Source organism: Pseudomonas mendocina (genome assembly GCA_037482215.1).
Lineage (GTDB): Bacteria > Pseudomonadota > Gammaproteobacteria > Pseudomonadales > Pseudomonadaceae > Aquipseudomonas > Aquipseudomonas mendocina_E.
In genome coordinates, this window is sequence record CP148074.1 from 2,818,785 (window position 1) to 2,836,083 (window position 17,299).

Below are 17,299 nucleotides of genomic sequence, written 5' to 3' on the forward strand. Positions count from 1 at the left end.
GGGGGCTGGCGCGCGGAGCCGGCGCGCCAGATTTCACACGGATCAGAAGAAGCCCAGTGGGTTGATGTCGTAGCTGATCAGCAGGTTTTTGGTTTGCTGATAGTGGTCGAGCATCATCTTGTGGGTTTCGCGGCCTACGCCAGATTTCTTGTAACCACCGAACGCAGCGTGCGCCGGGTACAGGTGGTAGCAGTTGGTCCATACACGACCGGCCTTGATGCCACGGCCCATGCGGTACGCGCGGTTGATGTCGCGGGTCCACACGCCAGCGCCCAGACCGAACTCGGTGTCGTTAGCGATTGCCAGGGCTTCAGCTTCGTCCTTAAAGGTGGCAACGCTGACCACCGGGCCGAAGATTTCTTCCTGGAAGATACGCATTTTGTTGTGGCCTTTGAGCAGGGTCGGCTGGATGTAGTAACCCGTTGCCAGGCTGCCTTCCAGTTTCTCTGCGCCACCACCGGTGAGCAGCTCGGCACCTTCCTGCTGAGCGATCTCGAAGTAGGACATGATCTTGTCGAACTGCTGCTGGCTCGCCTGTGCGCCGACCATGGTGTCGGTGTCCAGCGGGTTGCCGCGCTTGATCTGTTTGATCTTCTTCATCACTTCGTTCATGAACGGTTCGAAGATCGACTCTTGAACCAGTGCACGGGACGGGCAGGTGCAGATTTCACCTTGGTTGAAGAAGGCCAGAACCAGACCCTCAGCTGCTTTCTCGATGAAGGCAGGCTCAGCTTTCATGATGTCTTCGAAGAAGATGTTCGGCGACTTGCCGCCCAGCTCTACAGTCGACGGAATGATGTTCTCAGCAGCGCACTTCATGATGTGCGAGCCAACCGGCGTGGAACCGGTGAAGGCGATTTTGGCGATACGCTTGCTGGTGGCCAGCGCTTCACCGGCTTCGCGGCCAAAGCCTTGCACCACGTTCAGTACGCCTTTTGGCAGCAGGTCACCGATCAGCTCCATCAGTACGGTGATGCCCAGCGGAGTTTGCTCAGCAGGCTTGAGCACGATGGCGTTACCGGCAGCCAGAGCCGGAGCCAGTTTCCATGCGCCCATCAGCAGCGGGAAGTTCCACGGGATGATCTGGCCAACGACGCCCAGTGGCTCGTGGAAGTGGTAGGCCGCAGTGGTGTCGTTGATTTCGGCAGTGGAGCCTTCTTGAGCGCGCAGGCAGCCAGCGAAATAACGGAAGTGGTCAGCCGCCAGCGGAATGTCGGCGTTCAGGGTCTCACGAATCGGCTTACCGTTGTCCCAGGTTTCAGTAACAGCCAGCAGCTCCAGGTTCTGCTCAATGCGGTCAGCGATTTTCAGCAGGATGTGGGAGCGCTCCTGAACCGAAGTACGGCCCCAGGCGTCGGCGGCGGCGTGAGCAGCGTCCAGCGCCCGCTCGATATCGTCACGATCGGAACGCGGGAATTCACCGATGACCGAACCATCAACCGGGCTGGTGTTGGTGAAGTAGCTGCCATTTACCGGCGCAACGAATTCGCCATTGATGTAGTTGCCGTAGCGCGGTTTGAGTGTGAGCAGCGCGCCTTGAGTACCTGGTTTGGCGTAGATCATTGTGAAAACCTCTTTTTGTTAGTGAGCCTGCTCCCAAAAGCGTGAGCTGGGCATGGCTTGATCTTAGAAAGGCCCCAAAGGCGCAGGTATGCGCCCATGGCACAAAACCTCTCGTTATTTGGTAGTAGAGCCGGAAATCATCACCTGTGTTTACCTCCTTAGATCAGGGCAGTTCAGCACTAAATTGGCTGCCATCAGCATCGACCCAGCGAATACTGATGGCGTGGCTGCGGGCAGGGAGAATAAGGCGCCAGTATGGGTTGACTGAAAGCCCTTCAAATGGTTCTGCACGCAGTACGTTATTCCCCGCACTATTGATTTCGAACAACGTCGGTAGATGGCGCGGCAAAAAACCACCAGCAAGGTCAGGTCTGCGGCCGGTTTCCATTGGATGATGCAGTACCGTACGCAGCGCGCGCTCATGCTCTCCATCAACCCAGACGCGCACTTGGCCAAAGTTCACTGGCCGAGCTGAGGGCATGGGCGTCATGCAGCTACTGGCTAATACTTCAATATCTTGCCGGGCTGACCACACACGCCCTTGCCCATCACGCGCCAGCACAATGAGTGATTGGCTTTGTGGTAACCGAACCCGCGTCGATAAGCGTAGCGGCTCAGCCCATTCCTGCACGGTAATCTGAGCGATGCGAGGATCTGGCTCTTCACTGCGTAACAAACTGATTGAGACCGGTGGTTCAGCTCCCGTTAAAACCAAGTCCAATGGTATGAATGAGCCATCCTCCACCCATGGCGCCAGGGTCAATTCCAGCCCCTGATTGTGGTGTATTCCTTCAGCCATCCACTGCTTGGCCAATACCTCGGCTGTAAATGCCCAGCTCAACTGAGGTAAGCAGGCCAACAAAACAATCAGTAGCGCTTTCATACGCCCCATGAATCCGCGCAAATACTGCTGTACCACGCTTGTGAGAGTGCAAACTCCTGCTCGCGCAGTTGTTGCGAACCATCCGCCGGGCTAAGCGCCAAGCTGCCAGGTATCTCAATCAATCGCTCCTGATGTACGGTGTAATTTGCGGCGATCGACACCGCATAATTCGGCCTCAAGGCGCTGTAGCAGGTATTGCGCCATTCAGGTTCTGGCGCCCCCCTCCCAGTCAGGTCCGCCAACATCGCGGCTACAGCCACTTTGGCTTGAGCGTTGGCACTGTAGGCTGACTTGGGCATAGGTGAGGCAATCGTGCAGTCACCTGCTGCATAAATGGCAGGATCAGCCTGAGTTTGGAAACTTGCTGCACGAACCGGTATCCAGCCAGTGCTATCAGTCAGCCCAGCCTGCTGCGCAATTGGGGCTGCGGTCTGTGGCGGAATCAGATTGACCACACTGCCTTTATGCTTCTGACCAAACTCGGTGTACAACTCACGCTTGAGCGCATCCACCCGCCACGTTTGTCCTCCATCAGCCCTGCCCAACCACTCTATACGCTCGCCATAGAGCTCCTTCCATCCTTGCTGAAATAGTGCCTGCTTGGAGAAGGTATCTTTGCTATCGAGGATTAGTACCTTGCTGCGTGGTTTGTGCTGAGTGAGATAGTGAGCAATTAAACTGGCCCGCTCATACGGACCGGGTGGGCAACGATAGGGATTATCCGGAACGCTGATGACAACCACGCCGCCAGCATCCATCTGCTGCAATTGTTTGCGTAACAAAACCGTTTGCGCTCCGGCCTGCCATGCATGGGGCAAAACCTGTGCTGCGTCTTGGTCATAGCCCTCGATTGCCTGCCAGTTCATGCTAATGCCAGTGGCTAACAATAGGCGGTCGTAATGCAGCCGCTGACCGTCTTCGAGCCAAACTCGTTGCTTTTCACGGTCGATGAACTGCGCGCTTTGGCGGATGTGTCTTACACCTTGCTTTATCAAGCCTTCGTAGCGGTGACAGATACTCGACAGTGGCTGCAACCCCGCCAACACGTGATTACTAAAGGGGCAAGTGTAGAACTCGCTCTTTGGCTCGATCAGAACCACATCCAGCTCAGGTGCTTGCTGCTTGAGGTAACGTGCGGCAGTAGCGCCAGCAAATCCTCCGCCAATCACGACGACTCGTAATCGACTCACGCCAGCCCGGATACCACTGGACATCAGCCAAGGTGCCAGGCCTATACCCGCCAATAATTTTCTGCGTGAGATGCTCTGCATCATGAGTGCCCAGTCTTCATTTGAGACCACGCTGATACAAGATAGGCGCTCAACATATTCGACTTTAGGAGTAAATGAAGCAATACGTAGGAAGGAGAAAAGCGCTTTGACTCCTAATTAAAACGCAATGAATTCTTATAGATCCTGAGAAAACTTTATTCGGCTGAATCAACTTATTTTATGAGTTTATTACGCATCGGCCGCGGATCATCTCTAGACACTCTATCCAACTCACGTAATTAACATCACCTGCACAAGAATACATATTTTTCTAAAACCTCATCACTTTTTCACATCAAGTTGCTTTATGAATACCTGTCTATTCGGCCAATTTACGTTGCTAAAAATCACACACAACACCAGCCCGGCCACAAACTTTTAATCAATTATATTTTCGCCAGACCGCATATCCTATAGACCACTGAAATCGCTCAATTTTGTGCAGATGCCTCATATTAATTGCCAACCACTTTCTCTCACTGTAACTTCACCAGCACACTCTCGTGCTTTACCGCTGCTGTAGATGTGGCATAGGGCTTGGGTTGGTTTATCATCCAATGCACTTATAAAAATGCGCGGTCTACCCTCATACCGAAAGCACCGAGGTTGTGTACACAAAGGAAGAGGAACGCCTGAAGTGACTTGCTGCCTCGCATCCAGAAAGAGTAATAGAAGCATCAGTTGGCTGGATGCCTGACTCATGCATAGATATCACACATAATAAGGTTGTTCATGATGGAGATATTCGGCGGGTTCTTCATCGACACCACCCAGTCAAGCAACTACTTCCAGGGCGAGTTCAAACTGCCTTTGGTGTTGCTGTCGCTGCTCGTGTCGACCTTTTCCACCACGATGGCTTTACTTTCAGCCCAAATTGCCCGTCGTACTGAAAGCACAGCTTTTAGAAACGCTTGCTTACTCGCAGGCGCACTGGCCTTGGGCGGTGGCGTTTGGAGCATGCACTTCATTGGCATGCTGGCGTATCGCATCCCCAGTCATGTTCACTACTCAACGGCGCTTACGCTGATATCCATCCTGCCTGCATTCATTACTTCGTTTTTTGCCCTTCGCTTGCTGAGTCAAGCGAAGCCAACTACCTGGCACATTATTTCGAGTGGAACACTGCTCGGACTGGGTATCGGCCTGATGCACTACACAGGCATGGCAGCACTCAAAACAGAGTTACTAATGCAGTACGAACCGACAGTATTCACCCTGTCGATTTTCGTGGCGATTGCCCTCGCAATTCTCTCCCTTTGGATTCGTTATCGCCTGCGCAGCAGCCTTACAAATCCGACCATTCGATTTCTCGTAAGCGGAATCGTGATGGGGCTGGCGATCGCGTGCATGCATTACTTAGGGATGGCTGCGGTTCGCTTTAGTGGTACACCAACCAACAGTGAAGGCAGCCTACTGGTCCTCAATAACACGTTTGCGGCCTTGGCGCTGTCATCATTCGCCGTAACCATTACCTTGATGGTGGCAGCACTTAACAGCCTGATTCACTCACGTGAATTACGCGAAAAGATTGAGGGCAGTAAATCACGCCTGCGCGCGACCCTGGATACAGCCGTGGACGGGATCATTACGATCGACAGTAAGGGCCTGATTCAAGGATTCAACAAATCGGCCGAAAGGCTATTCGGTTGGACAGCTAGTGAAGTATTAGGCCGCAATATCAAGATGCTGATGCCTGAACCTGATCAGTCGAAACATGACGGCTATCTTCAGAATTATCACAGTTCGGGGAATCCCAAAATCATCGGCATAGGTCGTGAAGTTATGGGCCTGCGCAAGGATGGCAGCCTAATGCCAATGCGCTTGGCAGTGGGCCGAATGGACTTACCAGGCGAACTGTTATTTGTCGGGTTCGTATCTGACATCAGCGAACGCCATGCTCTAGAAGCATCGTTACGCGAGACAGCTGAACGTGCGGAGCAAGCTGCTGCGGCCAAAAGCACCTTCTTGGCAAACATGAGCCATGAAATTCGCACACCGATGAACTCAATTATTGGCTTTACAGAACTGCTGCTACAGAACGCGCCAAGCCCTGAGCAGCGAAAACACTTGACCAATATTCGCCAATCTTCACGTACGTTGCTAGGGTTAATTAACGACATCCTCGACACCACCAAAATGGAGAAAGGGCGTCTTGAACTTGAACACACGGACTTTTCACTTAAAGGCTTAGCGCAGCAGATTGAATCGTCTCTGTGGCCAAGTGCCCAACCACGAAACCTGAGTCTTAACTCCGATTTCCAGGCTGACATGCCGGAATACTTCAAAGGTGACCCGCTACGCGTCCTACAAGTGCTAACTAATCTGGTAGGAAATGCCATCAAGTTCACTGAACAAGGAGGTGTTCAAGTGATTTATCGCTACGAGGATGAAACTGTACACATTCAGGTTCGTGACAGCGGTATCGGCATGAGCGCACCTCAGATTGAATCAATTTTTGCGCCCTTCACTCAAGCAGATGCCTCAATCAGCAGGCGCTTTGGCGGCACTGGCCTAGGAACAACTATTGCTCGCCAGTTAGTGGACTTAATGAATGGCCGAATTGAGGTTGAAAGCCAATTGGGCCAAGGCAGCACCTTCCACGTCTGGTTGCCACTGCCTGTCGGCGAGGCCCCCGCTAAGGCACAAAACAGTGAAAAGATTTCACTACCTCCATTGCGCATACTGATTGCAGACGACGTACCCCAGAACCTGGAACTCCTTGCCCTGACACTTGAAGGAAACAATCACCATGTGACGATGGCGCACGATGGTGAGGAGGCTTTCAAGCTTTTCTGCCACGGTAAATTTGACGTTGTTCTGATGGACATGCACATGCCTGGTATAGACGGACTACAGGCTACCCGCATGATCCGCAACCACGAACGCAATCAACAGCTCTCCCCCACCCCTGTTGTTGCGCTGACAGCCAGTGTGATGGAAGAGGACCAACGCGCCGCAAAACGAGCGGGTATGGATGGTTTTGCTGTAAAACCGCTGGATGTACCACAGCTGTATCGCGAGATTGCCAGGGTACTGAACATTCAAGGCGAGTCTGCGGAAATCACCGCGCCGACAAGCCCAGACGTATCACCACATTTAATTGACTGGGAAATGGGCGTCTCACGCTGGGGCAGCCGTAGCCGACTTGAGTCAGCTATCTGCCAGTTCCTGCAGAGCGTGGATGTCAAATACCCGCTAAATATCGATGGTGACGGGGATTGCTATTGGAAAGAGTTACAATTTAGCTTGCACGGTATCCGTGGAGCAGCTGGCACACTTTCAATGCCACTCATAGCAAGCTTGGCCAACCGAATGGAAAGCCTGATTTACCAAGAGCGCTACGCACAAGCGCATCAACTTTTACCTGAGCTGATCGAGAATATTAGTCAAGTAAAAAAAGAAGTATCCAATCTTCAGAATGCTGGTAAAGACGCAGACAGCGATAGTACTGAGGAATTCAGATGCGATCACTCTCTCAGTGAATGCATCCAAAAGCTTATGAGCTATTTAGCCCATAACGAGTTACACGATGAATTATTAGAACAAATATGCGACCAACTGGAGCAACAACATCAGCACAAGCAGGCTAATGCATTGCGCCAGGCTATTGATGCCTTTGAGTTTAATCAAGCACACCAACTACTAGAAAAATTACTTAACCAACAAGTCAACTCTGCCAATGAACAACCCCGATGAAGCCTTGCAAACACTGCTATTAGTTGATGATGAAACAGCCAATTTGCAAGTCTTGCGGCATACCTTGCAAAAGGACTACCGCCTGCTGTTCGCTAAAGATGGACCTACAGCACTGGAAGTTATTAATAAAGACCGGCCGGACCTGATCCTTCTCGACATTATGATGCCGGGAATGTCTGGTTATGAGGTTTGCCAAAAACTTAAAGCAAACCCGGCAACAGCTAATATTCCAGTAATATTCGTCACTGCGCTGTCGGAATCCAGTAATGAGGAAATGGGGCTGTCTATAGGAGCGGTCGACTACATTGGAAAACCCTTTAACCCCTCCATTGTGCGGGCGCGGGTGAGTACCCATCTGTCATTGGTGAGCACCCAAGAACTTCTTAATACCCGCCTGCAGGTCGTTCAATGCCTCGGCGCCGCTGCAGAGTACAAGGACAACGAAACCGGCTTGCACGTTATTCGTATGAGCCACTACAGCCAGATCATTGCTTTAGCCTGCGGATACAGTGAGCATGCCGCAGAAGAGCTACTGCACGCAGCACCGATGCACGACGTGGGAAAAATCGGCATTCCCGATGCAATTTTGCAGAAACCTGGCCGGCTTAACCCTGATGAATGGGCAATCATGAGCCAACATCCAACCATAGGCGCAAAGATCATTGGTCATCATGACCACGGGCTTCTACACACAGCCGCCAGTATTGCCCAGCACCATCACGAAAAGTGGGACGGCAGGGTTACCCCAATCGCTTGAAAGGCGAGAAAATTCCTCACGTGGCGCGTATCGTTGCTCTGGCTGATGTGTTCGACGCTCTGACCAGTGTTCGCCCCTACAAGCGAGCTTGGTCAATTGAGGACGCTATTGAATTCATAAAAAAACAAAGCGGTGTACACTTTGACCCTGACCTAGTCAGAGTATTTATTCAGTGCCTACCTGAAATACTCAGCATACAAAGCCGCTGGGCAGATTATGTTGAAAATTCAGCAACGAAACATCCTCAAAGTTTTGCTTGAGGGTTAACTACTAACATTATACTTCACACACAGAGCCAACTAAATAAAACCAGCCAAAGCTTCTTATCCAGCCTTGAGCAAGCGAAAACCTAATTCACGCAATAATTTTAGACACGTCACTATCAAAATAGTTTGAAAAACAATTAGTTTTCGGTAACCGGCCCAATTTCATTAGAGTATTTAGTATCTCCTTGAAATGGATCTGTAATATCTGGAGAAGTAGATATTGACACCCGAACTGATAGCATCTTACCTATATCCTCTGCCGTAGGCCTGTATTCCGCAGCAATTATATCTATGCCGTTTCCTGTGGCCCCAGGAATCGGCTCACCATCACGCAACCATTGAAGATGCATGGTATAGGCATCACCATCCAGATCCCTGGCAGTAATTGAATAATGTCTGATCTTATCACCGACCTTTGGAACCCTACCCTTCTCAGTATAATTAAACACACCAAGGCTGTTTGTTATCTCAGGTTTTCTTCCTTTAACCGTCTCGGTTCTCTCGACAAGCTCAGCATGAAGCTGAGTGCTCAGTAAAATCGCACCAATGAGTAATCCCATCTTTTTCATGACACTTACCTCTTATAGCTTAATTGCTAATTCACAGTCACATAGCAGTTAGATCTATACAATAGAAAAGGCAGTTAATACATTAACCACACCACAAGCGTTTTCATCAAAAAAACCTGAGTGGCATCTCGTTCGCCCATCCGTAGTAAATCAGGATTAACAAGACAGCTAAAACGCACAAACTTAGTGAACATCTACATACGTCGCCAAGGCAGACATATCAGGAAAATGAACATCAGCCCAACTCTCTTTTATTTTTCCCCACAAAACTAAAAAAATGAGTCAGCCACTTCTGGTAGGGGCGTAAGAATTCCCCTAAGTCTGAGCTTAAAGTGCCAGCCCAGGGTTACCACTTGCGTCAAACAATTGCTCGACCAGCTATTTCACGCTCTGCATTAATCGACTGAATCAATCGTCCCACCTGACTATCGGAGCAAGAATCGCGGCACAACCGTGCTGTACTACACCGCACACATGGCAGCTGCAATTTATTAGAGGGACCACGTATGCGCTTATCCGAAGACAACGGGTACACCCCCGATAACACCTCGCTTAGCCGAACATTGCTAGACAGTGCGATCGCTGCACGGAAGATTTTCATCACCGGCGAAATCAACCACAAAATGGCTACAACAGCCGTTCAGCAATTACACGCCCTCGCCCACCTCAGCGATGAGCCAATCATGGTGTTTATCAGTTCACCTGGAGGCCAAGTTGAATCCGGCGACATGATTTACGACGCCATCCGATTCATAAGCCCTAAAGTCATCACCATCGGTTCTGGCTGGGTAGCCAGCGCTGGATCGCTCATTTATGTGGCTGCAGAAAAAGAGAACCGCTACTCACTGCCCAATACGCGCTTCCTGTTGCATCAGCCTTCAGGTGGGTTTCAGGGCCGGGCCATGGAGGCGGAAATCTATGCGAGAGAAATCATCTGGATGCGAGACCGGCTCAATCGCATTTTTGCTGACGCCACCGGCCAGCCCGTTGAAAAGATTGCCGCCGATACCGAAACGGACTTCTGGCTCAGTGCTGAAGAAGCTGCCACATACGGTTTGGTACATCAGGTCATCACCCGCGAATCCGAGATCATCAAATAGCGCGTACAGGCTCTAAAACAACAATGGCCGGCAAATGCCGGCCATTGTCTTAGCGCTTAAACCTCAGCTTATTACTTCTTGGCTACGAGGTCTTTCGGCAGCTTGAAGGTCCAGAGCATGCCGCCCTGGTTGAAGTTCTTCACACGCTTGGCCACTTCGCCGCCCCACAGCGGTACCGCACCACCCCAACCGGAAAGAACGGAGACATATTGCTCGCCGTCCATTTCCCAGGTCACAGGCGAACCCAGTACGCCGGAGCCAGTCTGGAACTCCCACACTTTCTCACCCGTTTTGGCGTTGAAAGCCATCAGGTAGCCTTCCGGGTTACCGGTGAAGACCAGGTTACCTTTAGTGGTCAGCACACCGCCCCACAGCGGCGCGTTGTTTTTCACGCGCCAGGCTTCTTTACCGGTTTTCGGGTCGATCGCGCGCAGTACGCCGATGTATTCCTCGTTAAGCGGCTTGATGGTGAAGCCAGCACCCAGGTAGGCAGCACCTTTTTTATAGGCGATGTCTTCGTTCCAGATGTCCATGCCCCATTCGTTGGACGGTACATAGAACAGACCGGTGTCTTGGCTATATGCCATTGGCATCCAGTTTTTCGCGCCCAGGAATGCTGGAGCCGCGAATACGCTGGTACCTTTTTCGGCGGCGCTCGGTGAGCCTGGACGGTTCTCGTCAACGTAGATCGGGCGACCGTTCTTATCCAGGCCTTTGGCCCAAGTGATCTTGTCTACGAACGGGAAGCCACGGATGAACTTACCGTTGGTGCGGTCCAGCACGTAGAAGAAACCGTTACGGTCAGCAGTAGCTGCTGCCTTGATGGTTTTGCCACCTTCCTGATAGTTGAAGGAAACCAGTTCGTTTACGCCGTCGAAGTCCCAGCCATCATGCGGGGTGGTCTGGAAGTGCCACTTGATGGTGCCATCTTCAGGGTTCAACGCCAGACGTGATGAGGAGTAGAGGTTGTCACCAGGGCGCAGGTGGGAGTTCCACGGAGCCGGGTTACCCGTACCGAAGAACAGCAGATTGGTTTCTGCGTCGTAATAACCCCCGAGCCATGGAGCGGCACCGCCGGTCTTCCACAAATCACCTGGCCAGGTTTTACCGGCTTCACCACCGCTGATGCCGTTTTCTACAGCTTTACCGTCTTTGTAGACATAGCCCATGTGGCCTTCAACGGTCGGACGGCTCCACAGCAGCTCGCCGTTTTTAGGGTCATAAGCTTCGATCTTACCGACCACACCAAACTCACCACCGGAAACGCCAGTGATCAGACGGCCATTCACCACCAGCGGAGCGGCAGTGATGGAATAACCGGCTTTATGGTCGGCTACGTTTTTACGCCATACCACCTTACCGGTGTCTTTATTCAGGGCGACCAATTTGGCGTCCAGGGTACCGAAGATCACCAGATCACCGTACAGCGCGACACCACGGTTGATCACGTCGCAGCAAGGGCGGATATCGTCCGGCAGACGTGCATCGTATTGCCACAGTTCACGGCCAGTGCGTGCATCAACAGCAAATACGCGGGAGTAAGACGCGGTCACGTACATCACGCCGTCTTTGATCAGCGGCTGAGCTTGCTGACCACGTTGTTTTTCACCACCGAACGACAAAGCCCACACCGGACGCAGCTCTTTGACGTTATCAGTGTTCAGGGTTGCCAATGGGCTGTAGCGCTGCCCTTCGAGACCCAGGCCGTTGGTGACGATCTGGTGAGTGGTTTTGCCATCTTCAAGAATTTCCTTGTCAGTGACCGCCCAGCTTGGGGCAGCACCGGCAAGCATGGCAGCACATAAGGCACTGAGAAGGAAGGGTTTGCGAAGACCGGTGTGTTTCATTGCGGCTACCTCTGCGGGTTCATTGTTATCACCGGGAATTTTTCCCGATCTGCCGCAGATTCTTGTGTTACTGCGCGCACGCAACAATTGGACGCAGTGTCGATTTAACTACTCCCTTGGTAGCAATACCTGGCCGCAAGCCACGATTGGCGCACCTTTGCTCAACCCCATCGAAGCCTCAATGCGCTGTCAGCATTCATCGCAACCGTCACAGCCCTGTTACGTTGCCTGATTAGAGTGAACTGGATGCACTCTTTTGGACACAACAGGAATTCAACGCATGCCTGATTATTCCCGTAGGGACGTTCTCCGCGCTGCGGCCATCGGATCGGCTATCACCCTATTGCCCGCCTCCATCCGCAAAGCCCTCGCCATCCCCGCCTATAACCAGACCGGTACCATCAACGACGTACACCATGTGGTGATCCTTATGCAGGATAACCGCGCGTTTGATCACTACTTCGGCACCCTGCCGGGTGTACGTGGCTTCAGTGATCGATTCACCATTCCGCTTCCCAATGGCCGCCAGGTCTGGGAGCAGCAAGGCAGCAACCGCATCGTCATGCCGTACCACCTCAACAGCCAACAGGGCAATGCGCAGCGGGTTAACGGCACACCGCGCACCTGGAGGGATGAACAACAAGCTTGGGACAACGGCCACATGGACAAGTGGCCGACGTACAAGACATCGACCTCGATGGGCTACTACCGGGAGCAAGAACTGCCCTTCCAGTTTGCGCTGGCTAATGCCTTTACTGTGTGCGACGCCTACCACTGCTCCATTCATGCAGGCACCCTGCCCAACCGTTTATTCCACTGGACGGGATCTAACGGTGCTTCAGCTGCGGGCGTCGGCGTAGTCATCAATGAATGGGACAGCACCGGCCCGGCCACTATCGGTTACCAATGGAAGACCTACCCAGAACGCCTGCAAGAAAACGGCGTGAGTTGGAAGGTGTACCAGTACCTGCCAGATAACTTCACCGACAACCCGTTGGCGGGCTTCCGCACCTACCGTGCAGCCAGCATCAAGGTCGGCAACCCAGCGCAACCGGGCTCCAGCTTTACCGATTACGTGCCCTACCGCGAAGAGCACGAACAGATCGCTCCGCTTTATAAAGGCAACGGCAACACCCTGCCAGCGGCCAACAACAATGACCTGGAAGGCATGCTCGCAGGTTTTCGTAACGACATTCGTAACGGCAAGCTGCCACAAGTCAGCTGGCTGGTGGCGCCAGCGGCCTACTCCGAGCATCCTGGCCCATCCAGCCCAGTACAAGGCGGCTGGTTCACCCAAGAAGTGCTCAACGCCCTGACAGAAAACCCAGAGGTCTGGAGCAAAACGGTCTTTATCGTCAATTACGATGAGAACGACGGATTCTTCGATCACATTCCCACGCCCTCGCCACCCTCGGTCAATCCCGATGGAACACTGGCAGGCCAGTCAACCGTACCGTTTGAGGACGAGCTGTTTAACCACCCGGCACCACCGGGCACCCGCAACCAACCCAAACCGGACGGTCGCCCCTACGGCCTCGGGCCACGGGTACCCATGTTGATTCTGTCGCCTTGGAGCCGGGGTGGCTGGGTCAACTCACAGGTATTCGATCACACCTCTGTGCTGCAATTTCTGGAGCGACGCTTTGGCGTGCAAGAGCCCAACATCAGCGCCTGGCGGCGTGCAGTCAGTGGCGATTTGACCAGCGCCTTCAATTTTGTCGACCCCAACAATGAGCCGCTGCCTCACCTGCAAACCACCACTCGCAGCGCAGCAGACAACCTGCGCAAACAGCAGCAGGCACTGCCACAAGTGCCCGTGCCGCCAGCCAATTCGCAGCAGGTTCCATCACAAAAGAAAGTCGCGCGGCCCTCTCGCGCCTTACCCTACCGCCTGAATGTGCGCAGCGACGCCAGTCCGCAACAGCAACGGCTGACCCTGAGCCTGATAAACGCAGGCACGCAAGGCGTGGTGTTCCACCTTTACAACAAGCTCAACCTGAAAGAGATACCGCAGCGCTACACCGTCGAAGCGGGCTTATCACTGCAAGACAGCTGGGCAACCACAAGCGACTACCACCTGTGGTTACTCGGCCCTAACGGCTTTCACCGCGAGCTGCGTGGCACCGTTAAAAAGCAACAGCCTGAAGTTGAGATGATCTCAGGCCCCGGCCGACTGCACCTGCTGCTCAGCAACCCCACCCAATCGCCTTTGGAACTCACCATCGAGCGATGCCCTTACAGCGGAGAAGGCCCTTGGAAAATCAAACTGGCCGCTAAAAGCCTGCATGAGCAGACCTTTAATGTGCAGGCCAGTGGCGGCTGGTACGACCTCACCGTGCAAGGCCCCGAGCAGTGGCTACGCCGCTTTGCCGGGCGCCTTGAGAGCGGCGAACACAGCATCAGCGACCCATTGATGGGTAAAGATTAAGGCTGCAAACGGTGTGCATGGTGACTATGCCATGCACACCACACCACCTAGATTTCACATAGCCATCATCCTAGCCAAACACTCCAGTGCAGCGACTTAAGTCCTAACCCGGTGCCCTTAAAAGAGCATTCGCAAGCCAAAGCCTCAGGTTTACAACCCAGACTCCACAACAAGGAGTCCAAACATGGGTCGAGCCACACTGATCGGCTATCTTTTACTGTCCTGCCTGATTGGCAATAGCTACGCCGAAAACATCAAGATCGGCCTTAACTATCCCCGCACAGGCAATTACAAAGACGAAGGGTTAGAACTGCGACGCGGTGCTCTACTCGCCGTGGATGAAATCAACAAAACCGGCGGTGTACTCGGTAAGCCGCTGGAACTGCTCAGCCGCAACACCAGCTCACAAGCCAGAAAAGCCGCCATTAACGTTGATTACTTTGCGCAACAAGGCGCGCACATGGTCTTTGGCGGTGCGACCAGTGAAGAAGCCATCGCCGCCGGGCAAAAGGCCCGGGAAAAAGGCCTGCTCTACTTCGCCACCCTCAGTTACGCCAATGATGTAACCGGCCAGCACGGCCACCGCTACCTGTTCCGCGAATCCAACAGTGCCTGGATGAGCGCCAAAGTGCTCAGCGAATACCTGTCTTGGCACATGCCACGCATGCGCTACCACTACATCATCGTCGACGATGCCTGGGGCCGCAGCATGGAAAACACCCTGCGCCTGACCACAGGCTCCACCGACCGCGCCCGCCATGGCCGCAGCGCCCTGCCCACTGGCGTAGTCAAACACAACCAATACCAAGCCGCGCTGGATAAAGCCGCCAACAGCAACGCCGATATCCTCGTGCTCGTCCTGCTAGGTGACAACCTGCAACGCAGCATGAGCTTGGTGCACAGCATGGGCCTGAAGAAGCGCATGCAGATCATCGTGCCCAACCTCACTAAAAGCGTGGTGCAAAAAGCCGGGCCCTTGGTGATGGAGGACGTAATCGGCACCGAAGCTTGGACCTGGAACCTGCCCGAACAAGACAACATCGAAACCGGCAAACAGTTCGTTGCCCGCTTTATCAAAGAACACAAGGAATACCCCGGCAGCACCAGCGCCTCCGCCTACTCCATCGTCAAACAGTGGGCCGATGCCGTGCAGCGAACAAACAGCCTGGACAGCGAGCAGGTGATCAAAGCCCTGGAAGACCACAGCTACAGCCTGCTCAAAGACACCCAAACCTGGCGCGCCTTCGACCACCAAAACGTGCAAAGCATCTACGCCGTGCGCGTGCGCAAACGGGACGAAATCATGAAAGACCCGTACAAACAGCACTACTTCGACATCATCCACCGCATGGACGGTGAACAAGCCGCCCCTACTGAAGATGACTGGCAGCAAGAGCGAGGTGAGGCGTTGCAGCTGGAATAAACACCTCGGCCGTAGCCTGGATTAGCCGCAGGCGTAATCCGGGTTTCGCTGGCACCGTCACCGCCGCGGGTATAAGCAGTAGCCTCCAAAATCATTCACGGCTAAAGCCGTTCCCACAGGGGCGGCAACTGTAGGAGCAGCTTTAGCCGCGAATGCTCACCACCACAAATCCCCTCTAGGAGTTGCTTCAGCCGCGAATAACCCTTTTACAGCTCACGCAATAACTCCAACTGCCGCTCTAGCTGCGCCACATGAGCCTTTTCTGCGCGCAGCCCGGCACTGAGTTCTTGCACCTGTATTTCCAACTGGTCACGTTGCTCACGCAGGTGTAGCAGTCTCGCCAGGCAATCCGCGCAGGTGCTTTGCAGATCACGGCGCAAATACAGCTGCCATAAGGCTCCCAGTGCTGCCGCGAAAGCCACCAGCGCACTGCCGCCCACCACACACCAGATCAGCCAGATTGCGTTCACCTTGATGCCACCCCGCACAGCCTTGAATGATGGCCGCAAGATATGTAGCGTTACGCGACACATCCAGAGTGTTTACGTGTACAGGTAAAGTTTTCGAACAGATGGAGGGATGATGAAGCGTCAACAGACTATCGAATCCGTGCGCTGGGATCTGGCGCTGCGTTATCGCCTGATCGAAACCGTGGCCTGGTGGGAGGGCCGCCTGACCACAACACACCTGATGCAGAGCTTTGGTATCAGCCGTCAGCAGGCATCCAAAGACATCAATACCTACATCAACGAACACGCGCCGAAGAACCTGGAATACGACAAGTTCCTCAAGGGTTACGTCCCCAGCAAGCACTTCACCCCGCTGTTTATCGACGACAGTGCCAGCGCGTATCTGCACCTGCTCAACCAGAATCAGGAACGCGCGCCGCATATTGAGGGCTTGGCGCTGGCCTACGCGCACACTGAGGTGCTGCGCGTGCCCGACCGCACCATCAAGCCTGAAGTACTGCGCCCGCTGCTTAAGGCCTGCCGGGAGGGGTTACGGCTGGAGTGTGAGTACGTGTCGTTTAACACACCGGATGGGGAAACCCGCCTGATTGTGCCGCACACCCTGATCTATTCAGGCATGCGCTGGCATGTGCGGGCGTATTGCGAGAAGAATCGGGACTACCGCGACTTTGTCCTGAGCCGCTTCCGGGGCGTGCCTGATTTGATGGAAGGCAGCAGCGAGCATACCCGCGAGCTGGATGATGACTGGAACACCCAAGCTACGGTGATCATCGAGCCGGACTCACGGCTCAAGCCTGAGCAACGACAGATTATTGAGGCGGATTACGGCATGGCGGACGGCCAGTTGCGCATCGAAAGCCGGGGTGCGCTGGTGCAATACGTATTGCAGCGCTACCAGCTGGACCCGACCAAGATTCACGCCAAGGCCACCGCGCAGCAGATTGTGGTGGCCAATCTGGATGAGATCCAGCGCTGGTTGTATCAGTAGCACCTGCCGCCGTAAGCCAGACGCGCCAGCAAGAGAAA

At 53.6% G+C, this 17,299-nt stretch carries 11 protein-coding genes and 1 pseudogene; 6 read left to right on the forward strand and 6 right to left on the reverse strand.

The window, feature by feature from the left end:
- Positions 1–42: 42 nt before the first annotated feature.
- From WG219_13065 to WG219_13075, 3 genes are all read right to left on the reverse strand, one after another.
- Complete coding sequence (locus WG219_13065; GenBank protein WXL24259.1) at positions 43–1,563, reverse strand: aldehyde dehydrogenase family protein; 1,521 nt, start codon at positions 1,561–1,563, stop codon at positions 43–45.
- A gap of 163 nt (positions 1,564–1,726) precedes the next feature.
- Positions 1,727–2,446, reverse strand: coding sequence for a thiosulfate oxidation carrier complex protein SoxZ (locus tag WG219_13070; GenBank protein ID WXL24260.1), 720 nt, complete (start codon positions 2,444–2,446; stop codon positions 1,727–1,729).
- The gene (locus WG219_13075; GenBank protein WXL24261.1) at positions 2,443–3,720 is read right to left on the reverse strand and encodes an NAD(P)/FAD-dependent oxidoreductase; all 1,278 of its coding nucleotides are present in this window, start codon (positions 3,718–3,720) and stop codon (positions 2,443–2,445) included. The genes WG219_13070 and WG219_13075 overlap by 4 nt, the downstream gene beginning before the upstream one ends.
- A 729-nt stretch (positions 3,721–4,449) precedes the next feature.
- Here WG219_13075 and WG219_13080 point away from each other — a divergent pair.
- Together WG219_13080 and WG219_13085 are read left to right on the forward strand one after the other, a co-directional pair.
- Entirely contained in the window at positions 4,450–7,413 is a 2,964-nt protein-coding gene (locus WG219_13080) for an MHYT domain-containing protein (GenBank protein ID WXL24262.1), read from the forward strand.
- Positions 7,397–8,430 (forward strand): annotated as a pseudogene (locus WG219_13085) (two-component system response regulator). Before WG219_13080 ends, WG219_13085 begins: the two are co-directional and overlap by 17 nt.
- Positions 8,431–8,573: 143 nt before the next feature.
- Here WG219_13085 and WG219_13090 read toward each other — a convergent pair.
- Positions 8,574–9,005: a hypothetical protein gene (locus WG219_13090; GenBank protein WXL24263.1), complete on the reverse strand. Its 432-nt coding sequence runs from the start codon at positions 9,003–9,005 to the stop codon at positions 8,574–8,576.
- A gap of 506 nt (positions 9,006–9,511) precedes the next feature.
- Between WG219_13090 and WG219_13095 the strand changes: the two genes are divergently transcribed.
- A complete protein-coding gene (locus WG219_13095) occupies positions 9,512–10,105 on the forward strand; it encodes an ATP-dependent Clp protease proteolytic subunit (GenBank protein WXL24264.1) in 594 nt (197 codons plus the stop codon).
- Positions 10,106–10,176: 71 nt separating this feature from the next.
- Here the strand turns inward: WG219_13095 and WG219_13100 are convergent, their stop codons facing one another.
- Positions 10,177–11,952 (reverse strand): methanol/ethanol family PQQ-dependent dehydrogenase, encoded by a 1,776-nt coding sequence (locus tag WG219_13100; protein ID WXL24265.1) that lies wholly within the window; start codon positions 11,950–11,952, stop codon positions 10,177–10,179.
- 280 nt (positions 11,953–12,232) lie between these two features.
- Between WG219_13100 and WG219_13105 the strand changes: the two genes are divergently transcribed.
- Both WG219_13105 and WG219_13110 read left to right on the forward strand, forming a co-directional pair.
- Positions 12,233–14,380 (forward strand): phospholipase C, phosphocholine-specific, encoded by a 2,148-nt coding sequence (locus WG219_13105; GenBank protein ID WXL24266.1) that lies wholly within the window; start codon positions 12,233–12,235, stop codon positions 14,378–14,380.
- Between the two features lie 184 nt (positions 14,381–14,564).
- A complete protein-coding gene (locus WG219_13110; protein WXL24267.1) occupies positions 14,565–15,803 on the forward strand; it encodes an ABC transporter substrate-binding protein in 1,239 nt (412 codons plus the stop codon).
- 206 nt (positions 15,804–16,009) lie between these two features.
- Here the strand turns inward: WG219_13110 and WG219_13115 are convergent, their stop codons facing one another.
- On the reverse strand, positions 16,010–16,273 hold the full coding sequence (locus WG219_13115; GenBank protein ID WXL24268.1) for a hypothetical protein: 264 nt from the start codon (positions 16,271–16,273) through the stop codon (positions 16,010–16,012).
- 112 nt (positions 16,274–16,385) lie between these two features.
- Between WG219_13115 and WG219_13120 the strand changes: the two genes are divergently transcribed.
- Entirely contained in the window at positions 16,386–17,261 is an 876-nt protein-coding gene (locus WG219_13120; protein WXL24269.1) for a WYL domain-containing protein, read from the forward strand.
- Positions 17,262–17,299 lie beyond the last annotated feature (38 nt).

Bases quoted from the DNA above. Each gene is read 5' to 3' on its own strand.
- WG219_13075 (WXL24261.1), bottom strand. From the start codon at position 3,720: ATGATGCAGAGCATCTCACGCAGAAAATTATTGGCGGGTATAGGCCTG.
- WG219_13105 (WXL24266.1), top strand. From the start codon at position 12,233: ATGCCTGATTATTCCCGTAGGGACGTTCTCCGCGCTGCGGCCATCGGA.
- WG219_13100 (WXL24265.1), bottom strand. From the start codon at position 11,952: ATGAAACACACCGGTCTTCGCAAACCCTTCCTTCTCAGTGCCTTATGT.
- WG219_13090 (WXL24263.1), bottom strand. From the start codon at position 9,005: ATGAAAAAGATGGGATTACTCATTGGTGCGATTTTACTGAGCACTCAG.
- WG219_13120 (WXL24269.1), top strand. From the start codon at position 16,386: ATGAAGCGTCAACAGACTATCGAATCCGTGCGCTGGGATCTGGCGCTG.
- WG219_13095 (WXL24264.1), top strand. From the start codon at position 9,512: ATGCGCTTATCCGAAGACAACGGGTACACCCCCGATAACACCTCGCTT.
- WG219_13065 (WXL24259.1), bottom strand. From the start codon at position 1,563: ATGATCTACGCCAAACCAGGTACTCAAGGCGCGCTGCTCACACTCAAA.
- WG219_13080 (WXL24262.1), top strand. From the start codon at position 4,450: ATGATGGAGATATTCGGCGGGTTCTTCATCGACACCACCCAGTCAAGC.
- WG219_13070 (WXL24260.1), bottom strand. From the start codon at position 2,446: ATGAAAGCGCTACTGATTGTTTTGTTGGCCTGCTTACCTCAGTTGAGC.
- WG219_13110 (WXL24267.1), top strand. From the start codon at position 14,565: ATGGGTCGAGCCACACTGATCGGCTATCTTTTACTGTCCTGCCTGATT.